This is a genomic window from [Clostridium] scindens ATCC 35704, from assembly GCF_004295125.1.
Taxonomy (GTDB): domain Bacteria; phylum Bacillota; class Clostridia; order Lachnospirales; family Lachnospiraceae; genus Clostridium_AP; species Clostridium_AP scindens.
This window is the reverse complement of sequence record NZ_CP036170.1, coordinates 2,658,027-2,677,083: the sequence shown is the minus strand read 5'-3', so window position 1 is coordinate 2,677,083 and position 19,057 is coordinate 2,658,027. Positions and strand designations below refer to the sequence as shown.

Sequence of the window (19,057 nt, the reverse complement as noted above, 5' to 3'; positions counted from 1 at the left end):
CACGTGCTTTATTTTATGCCGCTCATGGTCATTCCCTTGATAAACTGTCTTTGGAACAAGACGAATATAAGAATCATCGGCATCATGATCATGGCAGCCGCGGCCATGGTCGCCGCCAGATCCACCGAACGCTGGCTGTCAAACATCACCAGGCCAAGCGGAAGCGTCATCTTATCGATATCGTTGAGCATCAGAAGCGGATTCAGATAATCATTCCAGTTTGCCATGGCGGTAAAGATTCCGATTGAGCCGATCGCTGGCTTGATATTCGGCAGGATCACGCTCCAATAGATTCTAAGCGGCCCTGCTCCGTCCATCTTAGCCGCCTCGCACAGGCTGTCCGGCACATCCGTGATAAACTGCCTGGCCAGATAGATGGCAAACGCGCTTACCAGCCCGGGCACGATCAGCGCCCATCTCGTATTGAACAGATGCATCTTCTGGATCATCAGGTATCTTGGTATCATCGTCACCTGGGGCGGAACCATCATTGTCGCCAGCATTAGAAGAAACAGGGATCTTTTAAACTTAAACTCGTATTTTGCAAACACATATCCAATCAATGTACTGGTAAGGATTACGGCAAAGGTAATCACAGCTGTTATCACGATGCTGTTGACAAGCCAGTCTCCAATCGGCGCCTTTTCAAAAGCGCTGCGGTAGCCTTCCACAGTCCACTCTGCCGGAAAGAATTTCTCCTTATTCTTATGAATGTCCGCATTGCTTTTAAAGGAAGTCACCAGCATCCATGCCATGGGGTACATCATAATCACGGAAAACACGCTCATAAATGCAATAATCAAGTAATGATACCTTTTATACACGTTCTTTCTTCTCTTCATCATTCATAACTCCAATCTGAACGCATCATCTTATTCTGTACCAGGGCGACTAGGAATACGATCAGGAATAACGCGGTTGCGATCGCAGAGGCATATCCCATGTCAAAACTTAAGAAACTGGTCTTAAAGATATAGTTCGTAAGCACCATTGCAGAATTATCGATCCCACCCTTGGCTGCAAATATGCGGAACTGCGCAAACATCTGGAAATAGTTGGCCATTGTCATAATGGTCACAAACGCAAACGTACGCCCCATCAGAGGCAGCTTGATTGAGATAAATCTGCGGATTGGGCCTGCGCCGTCTATGGCAGCCGCCTCATCGAACTCCTTTGGCACGCTCTCGATTCCTGCAGTAAATAGTACCACGTTGTATCCGATATCCGCCCACAGCGTATAAACGATAATGATGATCATGAGCGGAAGCGTAGTCAAAAGCCAGTTCTTCGGGCTCCTTCCGAAGAATGCAAGAATTTGATTGATCGTACCCCCATCCGTTCCTACGATTCCATACTTCCATACCATAGAGGTTCCTACCATCGGCGCGATACATGGGATAAATAGGAGCGTCCGGAAAAGAGTCTTTAATCTTTTGGATGGAAGCACGGAGATGATTTTCGCAAGAAACAGCGTGATCACAATATTTCCAGCCACGGCAGCCACACAGAAAAAGACGGTATTTCGCACCGCTTTCCAGAACGTCTCATCCTGGATCAGCCTTTTATAGTTCTCTATACCCAGAAACAGATTGTGCGTGCTGGCAGGGTTATAGTCATAGAACGATATTCCCAGGCCATACGCCACCGGAAAGACTGCAAAGATAAGCATAAAAACGAATCCGGGAATCAGTACTGCAGCCACAAAACGATTATTTTTCATTGGTTCATTTCCTTCCGTCATATGAAAGGGGCAGAGAATCCCCCCAAAGAATTCCCTGCCTCTCATGTATTAATCCATCGAATAGCCTATCTGGCATTCCTCTGTTATCTTCTCAGACGCTTCTTTTAACGCTCCTTCGATATCCGGATTGTCGGACTGGCAAAGCCCGATAAACATCTGGTCGAAGATCTCACGCATATCGGAGGTATTATAAGGCCCCATCCACTGTCCGCTAGGAAGAATATCCAGCAGGAACGCTACATTCGGCATTGCCTCCTTATACTCTTCGCTGTCCAGCAAGGATTTTCTCGGCGGAAGCTGGTTGCATGCTATATTATGCTGTACCAGATTCTCCGGCTCGCTGAAGAACTTGACAAATTCCCAGGCTGCGTCTTTGTTCTTTCCGTTATCCGGAACCATGATTCCCCATCCTGTCTCAGATGCAAATGCCATCTGTTCGCCGTACTGCGGTACCGGCACATATTCGAAGTCTTCTCCATATGTCAGATCATAGGAATCTGTTCCCTCGCCGATTGCCCAGGAGCCGACAGAAGACATGTAGCCCTTATCCTGATATACGTCGTTGTAGCAATATTCTCCGGCAGTCAGGTTGTCCAGATCGCATTCGCCGTCCTTCACCATACTCAGAATCTCTTCCATTGCCTTGATGCCTTCCGGCGTAGCAAAATTAATTGATTCATCTTCCTGCAGATACTGGCCTCCCTGCTGAAGGATCATTGCAAGATAGTTACAAATCAGCGCATCCGTATCAATCATCTCGAAGCCCTTCATCTCTACAACCTCGCCATTTTGCTTGGCTACTTCCTTGGATACCTTGCGAAGGTCTTCCCAAGTCTTTGGGTATGAGATTCCCGCATCATCAAATAGTTTCTTATTAACAATCATTCCGCCATATTCCAGATTGAATTCCATCGGAACGCCATAATACTTGCCTTCCTTCTGATAGATGCCAACCGTTGGCGCCAGATAATCTTCTTCTAATTCCTTGGAAAGGTCCTCCGGCACTTCGGACAAGGCGTCTGACTGGATGAATGAAGGCGCCAGGCCTCCCCATACCGCTATGATATCAGGGCCGGATGTACTGGAAGTCAATGCGGTCTGAATCTTGTCATTGTAGACTTCGAAGGGGTACTCCTGCACCTCTACCTTATAATCCGGATTTGCTTTCTCGAACTTCTTGCCCATCTCTTTGTAAGCCTTTACCCATGGAGCATTATCATGGCACCAGAATGTAAGTACCGTCTTCCCATCTCCATTCGAGGCATCCTTTTTGTCCTCCTTTGATCCGCATCCGGCGGCAAGAGAGCCAACCATAGCGGCACATAACAATACGCTTAACAGCTTCTTTTTCATAAGATTTCCCTCTCCTATATATTCTTTTGTCTATAAGACATTATATATGATACCGCAAAATCGAACAAATTGATAATCTATATATTCTTATAGATAACATCTATAACTCCAATTCCGATCCCTATATCTTTTCCACTCATCAAATACTGTTTTGCTGCTCTTCTAAGGGAGGTATCTTCCGGATATCTCTCCTTATCTTCCAGCACATCCCCGAATATCCTCTGCTCTGCCTGCGGATAATCATAGTGCACCTTGACGACTTCGAACATCTCCTGAAATCTTATGATATTGCTGTCTGATGGCAGCATTTCCCTAAGATGAGGCGACATCAGCCAGGATTCACAGATATATGCCTCATATCCTCCTTCAAAGAATCGTGTGGACCACGCAAAGGATTCTTCGCATTCCTCATATTTCAAAGGAACCCCTGCAGGAATATGCACATTCAAGACATGTGTTCCTGCCGCTATGGTTCTATCCTTTCCTTGCAAGAACTCTTTTATGACAACAGGCTCAAACTGAAGTCTTCCCAGTCGAAAGAGTTTCATCTTCACGGACTGACCCAGCCACCAAAGTTCTTCCAGCCCATACACGCCATGCTTCCGATAGCATTCTTTGCACCAGATTGTAATATCATAGAAGGTCTGGTCATAAATGCACTCTTCAATCCCCTTCTCACGATATCTGTCATGTACTTCGGCCGCAAGACGGATGTATAATCCCAGCGCCCACGCATACTTGTCCGGCAGCTGATTCCAATGCGCAAGGAATTCCTCCATATCTTCATAGAACAACATCCTCCATGCGTCAAACTCATTCTGCGTCAGTTCCATATGCCGTACGATTTTTCTTGCCCCTTCCGGAAGACTGATTCTTTGCATTACTTCTTCTATGCCTATCATCTGTTCTGACTCCACTTTCCTCTTGATCTATTCTGTCTATTTCATTCCTTATCATTTTGATTGCTTATCATGTTAACATAACCATATGGCTATTCCGTGGCGACAATCACCGGGTCATTGCCAAACTGCGCCATATCCCTGACCGCTTCACCCAGATGGACTTCGATATTCAGCACTTCCATCTGCCTCCTGCAGCAGTTTCGCGCATTTGACGAAAGCCACTACAAATTCATGGATTTCCTCCACCGTCATCTATCTGGAAGGTGATCGTAAAAGACCGGCCAAATCCGGCCGTCAGCTGGACGAACAATTTTGCCCCTGTTTTGTGAAACTCAGGGAGCCAGACCTTCAGATCCTCATACATCTTCTTGTTCTTATAAAGCCATTGCCCGAACATTAGTCTTACGTACGTAGTGCATAATATTATGTACCCTTCACGACTTTTTGTCAATAGGATTCTTGACGTTTGCAGCTCTATCTTTTATAATTACTACAAAAGTAAGATTAAAGGAGCATAAAGCATGGAAAAATTACCTCAAATTTCAGAAGCTGAATATGAAATCATGAAAATTGTATGGGAGGATTCTCCTATCAGTACGAATGATATCTGTGCAAAAGTACCTTCTGTTCATAACTGGAGTTCCAAAACGGTTCATACCTTATTATCCCGTTTAGTCTCAAAACATGTCATATCTTATGAACAAAGAGGGCGCATGTATTACTACTTTCCTATCATCTCGAAAAGCAAATATTTATTACAGGAAAATCGCTCATTTTTAACGCGTTTTTATAATGGCGAGGCAGCCCCACTATTGTCATCACTGCTATCAAACGCACAGTTATCTGATCAAGATTTAAGAAATATGTACCATTTGCTTGATTCAAAATTGAATGGTGGTGATTAAATCTGATGTTTGCAATACATTTTCTATTGTGTAATCTTGTAATTATTATTTTGCTGGGATTGATACTCTTAGTGAAAAAGATTTTAAAAAAGCATCTTACTATAAGCAGCCAATATCATCTATGGTATATTTTTGTCTGTGCAGCGATAATTCCCTTTATACCTCTTAAAAGCATTACTCCTGCTTCGCTGCTGCAAAGGATACAATATTTATTCTACCCAGAGGCTGCTAATACGCTTGGAAGCTCTATGAAACCGTTAGACAATGCGGCTTTGCCTACTCAGTTGGGTATATCTGATTTTGCAGCATCATATGGCAGTTCTGCCCTGAATCAGTTAAACAGCATCTTCATTCCTATATGGATCATCGGCTGTTTGATAACCATATTATATTTTGCATATAACATTATAAAAATTTATTCCATCAGAAAGTCTGCGTATTTAATATCGAAAGAAAATGAACCCGATTTGTATAGGCAATATTCCGAATGCCTGAATGAACTTCGTATCAAACGCAAGGTTTCTCTCTATGCTTCCTGCAATATGTCCAGTCCGGTATCCTACGGTCTGCTCCATCCAAAGGTTATTATTCCGCAAGACATGGACATACTTTTGTCGAATGAAGATGTACGGTTTATTTTCTTGCACGAACTGCTGCATTATAGGCATAAAGATGCTGCATTGAATTACATAACCTGTATCCTGCAAGTTATTTATTGGTTCAATCCTTTTATCTGGTATGGATTCCGGGAATTACAAAAAGATCGGGAAATTGCTTGTGATAGTTCCGTGATTCATATTGTTGGAAAAAGCCAATCCACAAATTATGGCTATACATTAATCAAGTATGCCCAGAGGATGCAGCACAACGCCTTTCTTTCCCCTCTATCACGTTTAGGCGGAGAAAAGAAAGTAATGATTCAGCGGATAAAGGAAATTGCCAACTACAAAACTAATACTCCAAAACAAAGACGGAAAAGCGCCGCATTATTACTATTGATTTGCACAATTGTCTATTGCATAAGCCCTTTGCTGACCGTTTACGCTGCGCATGATGTCTCCTATGATTTTCAATCTCAAAATGTAGAAACTATGGATCTGTCCTCCTATTTCAAAGGAACGGACGGAACATTCATCTTATATGATACATCTAGCGGTCAATATCAAATATACAATCAGGAATTAAGCACCAAACGTATCTCTCCTGATTCTACGTTTAAAATATATAGCGGACTCTTTGCATTGGAAGAAGGCATCATCCATTACGATGCTTCCAATCGAGAATGGGACGGAACTACTTATTCTTTTGATACATGGAATAAAGATCAAACCCTTGCAACTGCCATGCAAAATTCCGTAAACTGGTATTTTCAAAACCTGGATATACAGTTAGGATATCAGAAACTCTATTCCTATTATAAGAAAATTTCTTATGGAAACTGCGATCTGACTGCTGATATTAACTATTATTGGGCAGAATCTTCCTTAAAGATATCCCCAGTAGAACAAGTGATGCTTTTATCAAATCTGCTGAAAAACAAATGGAATTTTAAAGAAGAGAATATACAGGCAATAAAAAATTCTTTATTTATTTCTAATATCTCCATCGGAAGATTATATGGAAAAACCGGTACAGGAGTTGTTAACGGGCAAAATTCAAATGGGTGGTTTATCGGCTTTATTGAACACGGCGAACGAGTTTACTGCTTTGCGACAAACTTGCAGAATGCTGATAATGCTACCGGCAGCACTGCCTCCGAAATAACCATAGAGATACTAAATTCTATCTTTTCTTAAATAACAGACATAAAAACTGGCGGTATATCTATACATCGCCAGTTTTTATTATACTAATTTAATTCTTGAGTTTTTAATTCTGTATTTGCTTTTTCGACTTTCATTTTTGACATGATAATCGTAATAATCAGCGTGATCACAAATGGAATCCACAAATACATGATATGGAGCATCTGGATACAAGAATCCGGCTGTATCGTTAATTTTTCACTGAATCCACTGAATTCCAAAAGCCATCCTGAAATTGCCGTTCCTAATCCACCACCAAGTTTTACACCCAATGATGTACACGAATACATCGTTCCATCTACACGCTTCTTTTTTGTCAGATAAGTATACTCCGAACATTCTGCAATAACAGCATTCATGTCTCCCTGCCATGGACCTGTACCAAATGCAGCAACGGCTGTAAATACAAGCATCAACTCTACACTGCCTAAATATGCTGCAACAACTACTAATGCACGACCAATCGTTCCAACTACATAACCGGTCAGGTTTAATTTATACATTCCTTTCCACTTCGCAACCAGAGATGGTGTAATTAACAATGCAATTATCAGTGGAATATTAATTGCCCAAGAGAATATTGGATATAACTCTTTATTAAACAGAATGTACATCATGTAATACAGTCCCATATTAATCATGGCAACATAAATCTGCTGTAAAATGTATGTGGCACAGATCATTACATAATACTTATTCGAGAATAACAGTTTTGCGGCATCTATAAGTGTATACTTTTCATCATCATTTTTTTCCATACCATCATTCAGTTCTTCCTCCGGTAATTCCTTTACGGACAGTACGGATATCGTATTTACAATCAAACCAAGAATTGCATAGATAATAGCTGCCGCTCTCCAGCCATCTGCGCCTCCGCCAAGTTTATCTACAAAAGCAAGCGTTACAGACTGAATCAAAAGGCTGGTTGAAAAAGCAAATATAAAACGATAAGAACCCATCTCTACTCTTTCTTTGTTGTTTTTTGTAATCAAAGCGGTCAGTGCAGAATAAGCAATATTGTTTGCTGTATAGAATACTGCATTAAGGAGCGTATATGCAATGAAAAACCACGCATACTGTGCAAATTCCCCAAGATCAGTCGGGATTGCGAAAATCGCTGCCAATGTAACTGCACAACCAATGTATCCATAAAGCATCCATGGTCTGGCTTTTCCCATCCTGCTCTTGGTTTTATCAATCATTGAACCAAAGAAAACATCTGTTATTCCATCAAAAAGTTTAGAAACTGCAATCAATGTACCTACAATACCTGGGTTCAGCCCCACTGTATTGGTAAGATAAATCATAACAAAAGCGGAAAGGAATGCATATACCACATTTCCCGCAATATCTCCGGAACCATATCCGACTTTGTTATACCATTTTAAGTATTTCTTTTCTTCCATCTTTTTTCTCCCATTTTTCTTATAAATCATCAATTTTTGTACGGTATTAGCCTGATTCCAAATACAAACTCTTTGCTGTCTAATCTGTACTGCTCTGCCAGTTCCGGTCCGCAACTGTTTGATCCAATGCCGTTTTGTGCATAATCCAGGCATAAAACCGTCAGTTCTTCCTGCGTATAGACGGAAGCATTTTATGCTGCTTCATCGTTTTCCATTGAAGTAAACTACACGATTCTCAATATGAATTTCACGAATACCCACCCGGTCTGTGATGACCTCTTTTTCCGTTTCAAATACAATCGTATACAGATTTTTTGCTTTTTGTCTGTATGCGTCGTCGTAATATAATTAATCATAAATACACTGGTTAGGACGATTCAGCAAATATACATCGTTGAAAATGCCGCTCATACGGAACTTATCCTGGTCTTCTAAGTAACTTCAATCACACCATTTCAGAACCAGCACTGCAATACGGTTTTTTCCTTCTTCCAAAACATCCGTCACATCAAACTCGCTTGTAGAATGGGAAACCTGGCTATATCCAACATACTCTCCATTGATCCACACATAAAAGCATGAATCTACACCTTCAAATAACAGGTATGCTTTTGGCGCCAACTCACTTATCTTGTATTCAAAATCATATATATATGTTCCACATGGATTATCCTGTGGTACATACGGTGGGTCAAATGGAAATGGATATCGGATATTTGTATACTGATGGGAAGCGTAACCATAAAACTGCCACACGCCCGGAACCTTCACTTGGTCAAATTGGCTTGCATCGAAATCTTTCTCATAGAATTTTTCCTGCAAGTCCTAAATACTCTCATAATACCGGACCCCCCCACTCTCCGTTTAATAACTGGAAGCGGTCCGATTCTTCCCGGGATTTCACTAATGAATGCATTTAAACTACCTCCTTCTTGAATTTATAGTTTTTTTTGCATTTCCTTGTTTTCTCTTTTTCTATAATTATATACAGTAGCACATTCTATTAACATGAATAAGATTGGACAAACCATGCACAAAATGATATAATTTACTTATAATTTTCATAATTATGGACAAATTCATTCTCTAAGGGGGCTTTGTTATGTATATAGATTCTGCTTATTGGCATAATAAGGTACTTGACTTCAAAGACAAAAAATACGCTCTGTTTGTTACTAGTTGCGGTACCTATCGTCTGATTACAAAACCAAAACTTCCTACCAACCGTCCCCGTGGCAGAATTGACTATCAAATCCTCTACATTGCTTCCGGCAAAGCCCATTTCTACTTTAACGGTATTGAAGAAATCGTTAATGCAGGTAATATGGTCATCTATCGCCCTAAAGAAGAGCAACGCTATTACTACTATGGAACTGACCATACGGAAGTGTATTGGGTTCACTTTACCGGTAATAACGTAAAAAATATTCTAAGAAAATACGGTATTCCGGATGAGGCACATGTAATTCATACCGGTACTTCTTTTGAATATAAGCATATTTTTTTACAAATGATCCAAGAATTGAAGTTATGTAAAGAGGATTATGAAGAACTTCTTGTCAATTACTTAAAACATCTTCTGATTATGTTGCATCGGTTAGACAGCCACAAACCCAAAGGTAAAAACCGTCTGCTTATGGAAGAAATGGATTCTGCAGTTCGATATTTTCATGAGAACTATACTAAAGCAATCAGTATTGAAGAATACGCCACTGAACATCATATGAGCATCAGCTGGTTTATCAGGAATTTCAAAGAATATACAGAAGCAACTCCGACCCAATATATTCAATCCTTACGGATTTCCAATGCACAAACTCTTCTTGAAACAACTAATTACAATGTTTCAGAAATTGCCCAAATTCTTGGATACGATGATCCTTTTTACTTTAGTCGGGTTTTCAAGAAGCAAAGCGGATTGTCGCCTTCAGAATTTCGCAAACAACTTCAGCAGGATACTTAAGATCAGGCTTGTACGGCCTGATCTTAAGTTGTCCACCCTATGTCTAACCTTCGAAATATTCATGTGTAATATTTTTTTCTCTAAAATAATTTCTGTATTCTCTCGGACTCATTTTATACATTTCTTGGAACACCCTATTAAACGTCCGCTGACTCTGGAATCCTGCATCCAGGCAAATATCGGTAATGGGTTCGTCTGAACACTCCAATAGTGAGATTACATAATTCATCCTTTGCTCATTTAAGTATTGATTATAATTTTTATGAAATGTTGCCGAGAATACTCGGGATAAAACGTATTTACTGACTCCTAAATCTCTTGCCATCATATCCAATGTAATTTCTTCTTTAAAATGTGCCGCCACATAAGATACCGTCCGATAAATAATATCCCCACTACTAAAACTATCCTTTTCAATCAACTGGAAGCATGGCAAACTTCTGGCCATAATGATTTGAACATAACACTGCTCCACAATAGTGTTTCTTGTATGCTCACGATATAAACAACGAATCGCATTCAAAATATCATCATGTACACATTCTTTTTTAATAACTGGATTCTCTGGACAATATTTTTGAAGTTTGCCCACAAACTGCCCCGCATACGAAAGTGGCGGATATAGATAAAATGCTTTACTGCTGTCATTTGAAAACACCTGATAATGATGTATCATATTTGGAAATACGATTGCAAAATCTCCTTTTTCCATATGAAAGAAATCTTGCCCAACCCCCAATTCCAATGTTCCTTCTGTTACATACACAATCTCCAGGTTGGCATGTAGATGCGGTGGATAATGCTTTGACACTTTATGTACAATATTAAATTGTTCCCTTTTTTGTTCATACACAGAAATCATTGCCATCCCTCCCTAACAAAATCTGGCTACTTTTTATTCACATTTGGCAAGTAATACTTCCTTTTATGATTTAGAATGAACTTGTAAATAAGAGAAAGGAGAATTAATATATGAAAAAATTAATCAATTACTTAAACTATGTAATGAATTTTTACGCTGGTTTCTATAAGTGCAATTATCGCATGTAATTACTAAATAAAACATTTAGAAACCTGATGTGTTTAATTCATGAAGCGAAACTGGCCATTTCTTCGGAACTGGTCCTTTTTCATTTAACTCAACAGGTATTAAATGTAATTATATTAATTATTATCTGTACTATCCATAAACTACCTTCGTCAAAACATGCACAAAATGATACTCCTTCTTTAATTCATAAACCATTAAAAATTTCTTCATTATTTGACAGAACAGGATGAAGCATTCTCAGCTCGTGCTGCAATATAAAACAGAATACCGCCAATAATGAACATAAAGGCGATCATGCCAACCCCTTTATTGACATCATTTGTAAGTTGCGATACAAGACTGACAACAGTAGTTCCTACAAAGGAAGCCCCTTTGCCGCAAATATCCATTAACCCAAAATATTCGCCGGACTGTTTCGCCGGAATAATCTTTGTGAAATAGGAACGGGACAATGCCTGAATACCGCCCTGAAACATACCAACCAGCACAGCAAGCATCCAAAACTGCCATTGATGCTGTAGGAACATAGCGAAAATGGCAATTCCAAAATAAGCTGCAATGCATATGCCAATTAGTTTTTCAGCAGCATGTTTTTTAGCCAGTTTTCCGAATAAAATAGAACACGGAAATGCTACAAACTGTGTTGCAAGAAGTGCTAACAGCAGTCCGGTACTGTCCAGCCCAAGAGCTGAACCGTATGCGGTTGCCATATCAATAATGGTGTAGACTCCATCAATATAGAAGAAGAAAGCCAGCAAAAATATAAACACCTTTTTTTCATTTCGAACATTGCGGATTGTATTTCCAATACGCTTAAAACTTGCTGATACTGCATGTTGTTGGCGTTCCACAAAATATTTCTGCTGATAGGTTTTTAACAGCGGGATCGTCAGGCAAAACCACCATACTGCAACTATTGCAAATGAGATAATCATAGCAGTTTCAAGACTAATTCCGATTTTATCTGCGCCCAGGACTACAACCATGCATAAGATAAATGGAATACAGCTTCCAATATATCCCCAGGCATATCCTTGAGATGAGACATTATCTAATCGTTCTTCGATTGTTACATCTGACAGCATGGAATCGTAAAAAATAGTGCTGGCGGAAAATCCAATTTTTGCAATGATATAAATAACTAAGAATATAGTCCATTGCTTTGCCAGACCGAGACTGATACAGCCAACCGTTCCTATAATTAAGGAGATCAGAAAAATTGGTTTCTTAAACCCTTTGGTATCTGCTAATGTTCCGATAACAGGTCCGAGAAATGCAGTAATAAGCGTAGCAATGGAGGCGGCATAGCCCCAGTAGGCTAAATACTGTGCATCGGACAATCCTGCATTACCTGCAAGATAATTAAAATAAATCGGCATAATAGTAGTAACGAGTAAAACAAAAGCAGAATTACCTACATCATACAATATCCAGTTTTTTTCTTCTCTTGTTAATTTCATGAGTGAATTTCCTCCTTTATCAGATTTCCTGCAAAATTATATTGATATATTGGATTTAACGGTATATCTTCATTTACAGAATATTCATACTCACGAATTAACGCGAGGGCTGTGATTTTAGCTTTCTGATATAACTGCATAAGCATTTCCGTGCTGTCACGGCAGCTTGGATTTTCATGATAATTGACAATCAGCCCGTGCATTTCTTTGTAGTTACCGGATAAAAACAAAATCAGATATATGATACTGCGCTTAAAATGGGATGGCGCGACCAGCAAATTGTTATTGTGAATCATACCCTTTAAGGCAGTAGTCACTTCTGCTCCACTTACAGGTGGAAAAAAGGAATGTATCACATCACCGAATTCTTCACTCGTTTTGATATGTTCGGTTAACGGCTGAGTGATAGGGTTAAGTCCGTCAGCAGTCAAAAGAGCACGGTCAAATTCCACTTCTATTTCCGTGTGGGAAATTCCACTCTTAGCAATTTTTTCTGCAATGTATCCGTGACAGGTTGTATCTAATGCAAAATGACAGATTACTCCATAGAGATAGGAGTAGTAGCGGTTATCCTGCGGATGCAGTTTGAGAATCTTGGCGGCATTTTCAAAAAATATAAGGCCGCTTTTATCATGAGTACTATAACCAATTTGGTTAACAGAGTTGCTTCGTAACGGTTTATAATAAAAGAGAATATCCGGGCCATGAAGTCCGATATTAAAGTAATCCGGAAATTCGTCTATAATCTGTTTTTCTTTTCTGGTTAATTTGTGTCGTATTTCCTGACCGAATTTATAATGTGCATATGTCGATGGCATATCTTCAATCTCCTTTCGTTTTTAATCACATCTAACCATAGCTATTATTTGCAGCACTTTTTTTGGCTGATTTCCATACGCTCTACTGAAAGATTATCACGTTTCTTCAGCAGTTTTGCCACAAGGCGATTTTACTGGGTTTTCTTACTACTTTTATATAAATTTTCTCTCCACAAGTGATAAAATAGAGGTACTGCAAATCACAATACTTTTCTTTCATTGACTGTAAACTTAAAATGCATTCCCAACATCTCCGAAGCTCTCCTGCACATCAGCATTCGTTCTGTGAAAATTTCAAAATAATCTAAAATAGAGCATTTTTCTTCATCTAATTCTAAATTCAGATGTATTTCTTTTTTCTCAGGGTTCGCTGTAAGTTCTGTTGAAAGTACACCAAAATTGACTCGGTCGTGAATATCAAAACTTGACTTTTTTTTATTGCGTACACGGTTTCTCCGCACATCAGTTTTATCTGCCAGAATAATGGCCGCAGAAACTGCATTTACCGCAGTTCCGGTTTTTTCATCATGATTTCCAATTGCGGAAATCACAACCGAAATATCTTCTGCACTCATTCCAAGACTCCGCAGTATCTGCATTGCCATAATCGCTCCGCTGTGTGCGTGATCTGAACGATTCACACAGTTTCCTATATCATGCATAAATCCTGCAATTTTGCATAATTCTATTTCTTTTTTTGAATATCCCAATACCTCCAACACCCCTGCTGCTCGTTCGGCAACAATCACAGCATGTTTTTGCGAATGGTCTGTATATCCAAGAACCCCCAGTATTTCATTTCCCATCGTGATATACTGGTTAATTTCTTTGTTTGCCTTTATATCCTGATATGTTAAATTCAATTTTTTGCCTCTGTCTTTCTACATCCTTTGTATTGCATCCATAGCCAATTCTGACCGTTCACATTCTTCCGCGTTTAATGTGATTTGATAACAGAACGGACTGTCCTTCATATGCTCCGATGCATAACTCAAGCCATTTGTCTGTTCATCCAGATATGGATTATCTATCTGCTTCGGATCTCCAAGAAGAATTACTTTCGTTCCTTTTCCGGCACGGGTAATAATACCTGTTACCTGTTTTGGTGTCATGTTCTGAGCTTCATCAATTATCAGATATGTATTTACAAATGACCTTCCACGAATAAAGTTCATCGCTTCCGTTTCAATCAGTCCTCTTGAAAATAACTCATCTATTTTAGCATGCAGTTCTTCCTCATCTTTATATCGTTCTTCTTCATCAGAATCGATCAATTGTTCCAGATTATCAATAATCGGACGCATTAACGGTGAGATTTTCTCCTGTTCCGTTCCCGGAAGATAACCAATATCATCATCAAATTGAGCATTCGGTCTACTGATAAGGATTTTCCTATATTCCTTTTTTTCAACATTGAATACCTTTTCCAATCCTACGGCAACCGCATAAAATGTCTTTGCAGTACCTGCCATTCCCTTTACAATTACAAGCGGGGCATCTTCCGCAGATGTCATTAATGCTTCCTGTAGGAAATACTGACTGTTTATTGTAAAATAGAATTACCGAAAGTTGCAAACGGGAATTGGAGAATGTTGCATCTCCAAATTGGAGAAAGTTGCAAGGCATTCGCTAGAAGCGCTCAGGAACGGTGTAGCGCTTGAGTGGCAGCCACCAAGTATGAGCATTCCCATGAAAAGATCCATTGCAGGTATATCCAAAAACCATTAACCTTATCTTTATTGTAGTCCAAACAATAAAGACAAGGAGGAAAGGAGAATGTCAACTACAATGGATCAGATACATCATATCAGAGATATGTTCTACCGGCAAGATAAGAACATTTCTGAAATCGCATCTGAGACCGGCCTTAACTGGAAAACGGTCAAAAAATATGTGGATATGGAGGACTTTAACAATCCATCTCCCAAACCTGCATCATCAGAGGTTCACGAATCCAAGCTTGACCCATTCAAACCTTTGATTGATGAATGGCTGCAGGCAGACAAGCTTGCACCAAGAAAGCAACGGCATACAGCCAAAAGAGTATTTAAACGCCTCAAGGATGAAGCAGATGGTTTCGGCTGCAGTTATCGGCTTGTTGCCTTATACGTCAAACAGAAGAAAGAGGAACTACGGCTAAAAAGAACCGATGGCTATATCCCTCTTAATCATCATCCCGGCGAAGCCCAGTCAGACTTTGGAACAGCCGATTTTTATGAAAATGACAGGCTTCATCACGAGGCTAAGTACCTTGTGCTCAGTTTTCCCTACAGTAACGGAGGTTTCCTCCAGCTTAATTATGGCGAAAACATGGAATGTCTTCTGGAAGGACTGGTTGCCATATTTGAGCACATCGGTGGTGTTCCCACGGAAATCTGGTTTGACAATACCAGAACCATTGTTACCGAAATCATCAAAGGTGGCGGGCGTAATGTAACAGAGCGGTTTCAACGCTTTTGTGAACACTACCGCATTAAGCCGGTTTTTATGAATCCTGAATCCGGATGGGAAAAAGGAAACGTGGAAAACAAGGTTGGCTACCTGCGCCGCAACGAACTTGTACCGGTACCCCGCTTTGATGATCTTGTGAAAGAAAACAAGCATCTTCTGGATCGTTGTGAAATCGATATGCAGCGTGAGCACTATGATGACGATGATGACCGCTTTATCAGTAAACTGTTTGAAGAAGATAAGGCTCGTTTACTGCCGCTTCCTTCCGTTCCGTTTGATACGGCACTTTACACAACGGCAACAACGGATAAATATGGAAAGTTTACTCTTGACGCAGGAAAGCACCGTTATTCTGCTTCACCGGCTTTCTGTGAGTCCATTGTAAATCTCAAGATTACATCCTCTGATGTGATTGTCATGGACAAAGATATGCACGAAGTGGTGCGTCATAAGCGCCTTTACGGCAATGAACATGAAAGAATGGACTGGCTGCCATACCTTACATATATCGCCAGGAAACCCCGTTCTCTTCGAAACAGCGGCATATATGACATGATGCCACAAACCATGCAGATATACATGGATAACTGCGAAAGCAAGGAACGCGGACGTGTCCTGAAGGTGCTTGCAGAACTTACGGAAAGAACCGGGTTTGCTAGTGCTGTCAGAACAGTTGACGAAGCAGTCCGGCTGAATGCCACAGATCCGGACAGTCTGCAGAGCCTTTACAGGCGAACCTATGCAGATGTACCGCTTCTGCCTCCGCTTGAAAACAAAGTTTTACTGCCACAGCAGAAGGTCATTCCGTTCAGAAATGATCTGAAAATGCTGGATGCCGCCCTTAAGAAGGGAGGTGTCTCAAATGGCTGATATAGAAAAATCCATTGCAGCATGCTGCAAACAGCTCAAGCTGTCCACGAACTTTGCAGGACAGGCTTTCGAGCAGAAAGGAGACACACCGCAGGAATACCTTTTAAACCTCCTGACAAACGAAATTGAATACCGTACAGCAAAAAGGAAGAGCAAGTTCCTCAATACCGCCGGCTTCCCACGTAGATACCGCGTGGAGGAATTCAGGGCAGATGAGATAGATTTCCCGGAAGACGTCAGCTTCCAAAGCCTGTTAGACCTGGAGTTTTATCATACAGGAAAAAATGTCATCATGTATGGAGGAACAGGAACCGGTAAAACAATGCTTTCCATTCTGATTGGAATGTCTGCATGTAATCAGGAAATTCCGGTAAGATTCTACCGCACTGCCGGACTTATCAATCTCTTTTCCGAGAGTCAGAGCAGCGGAAAGCTTACTGCACTGAAAAAGAAGCTTAACAGTGCCCGGATACTGATTCTGGATGAATTCGGATATGTTCCGTATGACCGCACCGGTTCACAGCTTCTGTTTGATTATCTTTCTGAGATACACGAGCAGAAATCGGTGATTTTAAACACGAATCTTGAATTCTCACAGTGGGTGAACGTTCTTTATGACCAACGGATGACAACAGCACTGATTGGCAGGCTCACCCACCATGTGGAACTGATTCTGTTCCCGGGGATCAATAATCGGTTACGTGAATCAAGCATCAATGCAACTCTTTCAAGAATCAGCAGTCAGGAGGCAGGTAACAATGGCTAAAAATAAAAAAGTTATCAAAGAACAGAAAAAATATCAAAACCTTCAGGAACGCTATGAGGAGATGAATGATTATCTTCTTGATCTCATAGAAGATCACCGATGCGCAGAAGAAGATCTGAGATATCTAAATGATTTTATCCATTATAAAGAGCTGGATGAGGAGTTCCGCTATTTCAGGGAACATGCACATGAAGATGAAAACTCGGAACTTCCGTTTCCATATCTCACGCTATAACAACTAAATATGGTCTGCAATGGCTATGTAGCTGGCAGAATAGCTGCCAGCCGAGGCCTTGCAACTTTCTCCAATTTGGAGATGCAACATTCTCCAAAAATATTTTGCATTTTTCTCCAAAAAGTGCTTGCAAAAAACAACTGACCTACATTTCTTGGTGACACACCATACGGCTTGCTTTTCTTATATTGCAATGGAACTACTTTTGTTCCATCAAAACGTCCAAGCTGGGTTTTTTTCGTAGATTGGTCTGCCTTTAAGATAAGGAACTGATTCATCTCCGGCACAACCTGATGACGAATTCCATCCTCTCCCATTTGATAAATATATTCCGGTTTGATTCCTTTCTTTTTAAGTTCTTTAAAATGATCTTCCTCTACATAAACCTCCAGCCTTCCGCTATACTGTTCTTCTTCCTTTAATATTCTGTCCGTTGTATAATCCTGAGCCGTAATTGACAGCATCTGCGCCTTGATTCTAAGAAGCATATCTTTTGTAACCAAAATAATCTGTCCTTCCGGATAATCTTTCTGAAGTCCCAGACATACCTTTAATATCCGGTTGTCCATCTTATCTTCCGGCATATCCGTTGGAAGTTCAATATCAACATAATTTTTTTCTACCCGGATGATTCCTCCCTGCTCTGTCTCCACACCTTCTACAAGATTGCCCTGCACTCGAAGATTCTCCAGATGACGAATTGCCTCTCTGGCATTTCTCCCCTTTTCCTTTTCAGAATTTTTCAATCCATCAAGTTCTTCCAATACTACCATAGGGAGCAGTACCTCGTTATCTTCAAAATTCAAAATTGCCTCTGGCGCATGAATCAAAATGTTCGTATCAATTACATATATTTTTCTCATAACGACATTCCTCCACGAATAAATATTTTGTCGGAATATACCATTTGACAAATATCTTCAACTTTACATACTCTTTCCGGACAATGTATTACTTTTTCGCCTACATTATATCTTTTCATCCTTAATAAACCTCCAAAAAGCTCTGTTCCATACAGAAACAGAGCCCTAGAATGCTAACCTATTAGATTTTAAACGTAAAACAGCCTTTATTAGTCCATACACCATTGAATTTGTTTCTACTAAAGTTATTTCACCCATATAAATATCTCCTTCCAACAATTATAGTATCTCTTTGTACAAAATATCACACTTTGTTTCTTTTTTTCTACCACACTAATGTAAAATTTACATAAACAGCTAGTAAAATTATTTTTTACCATGAACAAGCTCTAACCGTTGTTTTCCATCACCTACTCCTCTTCCACACCCAACGATGGTTTAAATCATTGAGCTGTTTACTGTAAATAT

17 protein-coding genes and 2 pseudogenes are annotated in these 19,057 nt (G+C 40.1%); 6 read left to right on the top strand and 13 right to left on the bottom strand.

Annotation, left to right across the window (positions count from 1 at the left end; all coding sequences use genetic code 11):
• Positions 1 to 8: 8 nt before the first annotated feature.
• From HDCHBGLK_RS13820 to HDCHBGLK_RS13805, 4 genes are all read right to left on the bottom strand, one after another.
• Positions 9 to 845 carry a carbohydrate ABC transporter permease gene (locus HDCHBGLK_RS13820; protein WP_004607203.1) on the bottom strand — a complete coding sequence of 279 codons (837 nt, stop codon included), beginning with the start codon at positions 843 to 845 and terminating at the stop codon, positions 9 to 11.
• Positions 842 to 1,720, bottom strand: coding sequence for a carbohydrate ABC transporter permease (locus HDCHBGLK_RS13815; protein WP_039909736.1), 879 nt, complete (start codon positions 1,718 to 1,720; stop codon positions 842 to 844). Before HDCHBGLK_RS13815 ends, HDCHBGLK_RS13820 begins: the two co-directional genes overlap by 4 nt.
• A 69-nt stretch (positions 1,721 to 1,789) precedes the next feature.
• Positions 1,790 to 3,094, bottom strand: coding sequence for an ABC transporter substrate-binding protein (locus HDCHBGLK_RS13810; RefSeq protein ID WP_004607205.1), 1,305 nt, complete (start codon positions 3,092 to 3,094; stop codon positions 1,790 to 1,792).
• 77 nt (positions 3,095 to 3,171) lie between these two features.
• Positions 3,172 to 3,996, bottom strand: a complete 825-nt coding sequence (locus HDCHBGLK_RS13805; protein ID WP_004607206.1) for an acyltransferase domain-containing protein — start codon at positions 3,994 to 3,996, stop codon at positions 3,172 to 3,174.
• 521 nt (positions 3,997 to 4,517) lie between these two features.
• Here HDCHBGLK_RS13805 and HDCHBGLK_RS13795 point away from each other — a divergent pair.
• A complete protein-coding gene (locus tag HDCHBGLK_RS13795) occupies positions 4,518 to 4,901 on the top strand; it encodes a BlaI/MecI/CopY family transcriptional regulator (RefSeq protein ID WP_004607208.1) in 384 nt (127 codons plus the stop codon).
• Between the two features lie 71 nt (positions 4,902 to 4,972).
• Positions 4,973 to 6,697 carry a BlaR1 family beta-lactam sensor/signal transducer gene (locus HDCHBGLK_RS13790; RefSeq protein ID WP_233440690.1) on the top strand — a complete coding sequence of 575 codons (1,725 nt, stop codon included), beginning with the start codon at positions 4,973 to 4,975 and terminating at the stop codon, positions 6,695 to 6,697.
• Positions 6,698 to 6,750: 53 nt separating this feature from the next.
• Here the strand turns inward: HDCHBGLK_RS13790 and HDCHBGLK_RS13785 are convergent, their stop codons facing one another.
• The 3 genes and pseudogenes from HDCHBGLK_RS13785 to HDCHBGLK_RS20085 all read right to left on the bottom strand — a co-directional run.
• Positions 6,751 to 8,112, bottom strand: a complete 1,362-nt coding sequence (locus HDCHBGLK_RS13785; RefSeq protein WP_009249017.1) for an MFS transporter — start codon at positions 8,110 to 8,112, stop codon at positions 6,751 to 6,753.
• Between the two features lie 29 nt (positions 8,113 to 8,141).
• Positions 8,142 to 8,240, bottom strand: a complete 99-nt coding sequence (locus tag HDCHBGLK_RS20090) for a beta-galactosidase small subunit (protein WP_233440763.1) — start codon at positions 8,238 to 8,240, stop codon at positions 8,142 to 8,144.
• A gap of 85 nt (positions 8,241 to 8,325) precedes the next feature.
• A pseudogene (locus HDCHBGLK_RS20085) lies at positions 8,326 to 9,028 on the bottom strand (sugar-binding domain-containing protein); the annotation flags it as partial.
• Between the two features lie 186 nt (positions 9,029 to 9,214).
• Here HDCHBGLK_RS20085 and HDCHBGLK_RS13770 point away from each other — a divergent pair.
• Positions 9,215 to 10,075, top strand: coding sequence for an AraC family transcriptional regulator (locus tag HDCHBGLK_RS13770; RefSeq protein ID WP_004604983.1), 861 nt, complete (start codon positions 9,215 to 9,217; stop codon positions 10,073 to 10,075).
• Between the two features lie 43 nt (positions 10,076 to 10,118).
• Here HDCHBGLK_RS13770 and HDCHBGLK_RS13765 read toward each other — a convergent pair whose 3' ends face one another.
• The 5 genes and pseudogenes from HDCHBGLK_RS13765 to HDCHBGLK_RS13745 form a co-directional block, all read right to left on the bottom strand.
• The gene (locus tag HDCHBGLK_RS13765) at positions 10,119 to 10,937 is read right to left on the bottom strand and encodes a helix-turn-helix transcriptional regulator (RefSeq protein ID WP_009249020.1); all 819 of its coding nucleotides are present in this window, start codon (positions 10,935 to 10,937) and stop codon (positions 10,119 to 10,121) included.
• Positions 10,938 to 11,335: 398 nt separating this feature from the next.
• Positions 11,336 to 12,586 (bottom strand): MFS transporter, encoded by a 1,251-nt coding sequence (locus HDCHBGLK_RS13760; protein WP_004604981.1) that lies wholly within the window; start codon positions 12,584 to 12,586, stop codon positions 11,336 to 11,338.
• Positions 12,583 to 13,404, bottom strand: a complete 822-nt coding sequence (locus HDCHBGLK_RS13755) for a zinc dependent phospholipase C family protein (RefSeq protein ID WP_004604980.1) — start codon at positions 13,402 to 13,404, stop codon at positions 12,583 to 12,585. Before HDCHBGLK_RS13755 ends, HDCHBGLK_RS13760 begins: the two co-directional genes overlap by 4 nt.
• A gap of 200 nt (positions 13,405 to 13,604) precedes the next feature.
• On the bottom strand, positions 13,605 to 14,267 hold the full coding sequence (locus tag HDCHBGLK_RS13750; protein WP_004604979.1) for an HD domain-containing protein: 663 nt from the start codon (positions 14,265 to 14,267) through the stop codon (positions 13,605 to 13,607).
• A gap of 18 nt (positions 14,268 to 14,285) precedes the next feature.
• Positions 14,286 to 14,942, bottom strand: a pseudogene (locus HDCHBGLK_RS13745) (PhoH family protein); the annotation flags it as partial.
• A gap of 250 nt (positions 14,943 to 15,192) precedes the next feature.
• Here HDCHBGLK_RS13745 and istA point away from each other — a divergent pair.
• The 3 genes from istA to HDCHBGLK_RS13730 are packed head-to-tail and all read left to right on the top strand — an operon-like array spanning position 15,193 to position 17,726.
• A complete protein-coding gene (gene istA / locus HDCHBGLK_RS13740) occupies positions 15,193 to 16,725 on the top strand; it encodes an IS21 family transposase (protein ID WP_004605483.1) in 1,533 nt (510 codons plus the stop codon).
• Complete coding sequence (locus HDCHBGLK_RS13735; RefSeq protein ID WP_004605482.1) at positions 16,718 to 17,491, top strand: ATP-binding protein; 774 nt, start codon at positions 16,718 to 16,720, stop codon at positions 17,489 to 17,491. Before istA ends, HDCHBGLK_RS13735 begins: the two co-directional genes overlap by 8 nt.
• Positions 17,484 to 17,726, top strand: a complete 243-nt coding sequence (locus tag HDCHBGLK_RS13730; RefSeq protein WP_004604852.1) for a hypothetical protein — start codon at positions 17,484 to 17,486, stop codon at positions 17,724 to 17,726. Before HDCHBGLK_RS13735 ends, HDCHBGLK_RS13730 begins: the two co-directional genes overlap by 8 nt.
• Before the next feature lie 23 nt (positions 17,727 to 17,749).
• Here HDCHBGLK_RS13730 and HDCHBGLK_RS13725 read toward each other — a convergent pair whose 3' ends face one another.
• On the bottom strand, positions 17,750 to 18,589 hold the full coding sequence (locus tag HDCHBGLK_RS13725; RefSeq protein WP_004605025.1) for a PIN domain-containing protein: 840 nt from the start codon (positions 18,587 to 18,589) through the stop codon (positions 17,750 to 17,752).
• Positions 18,590 to 19,057 lie beyond the last annotated feature (468 nt).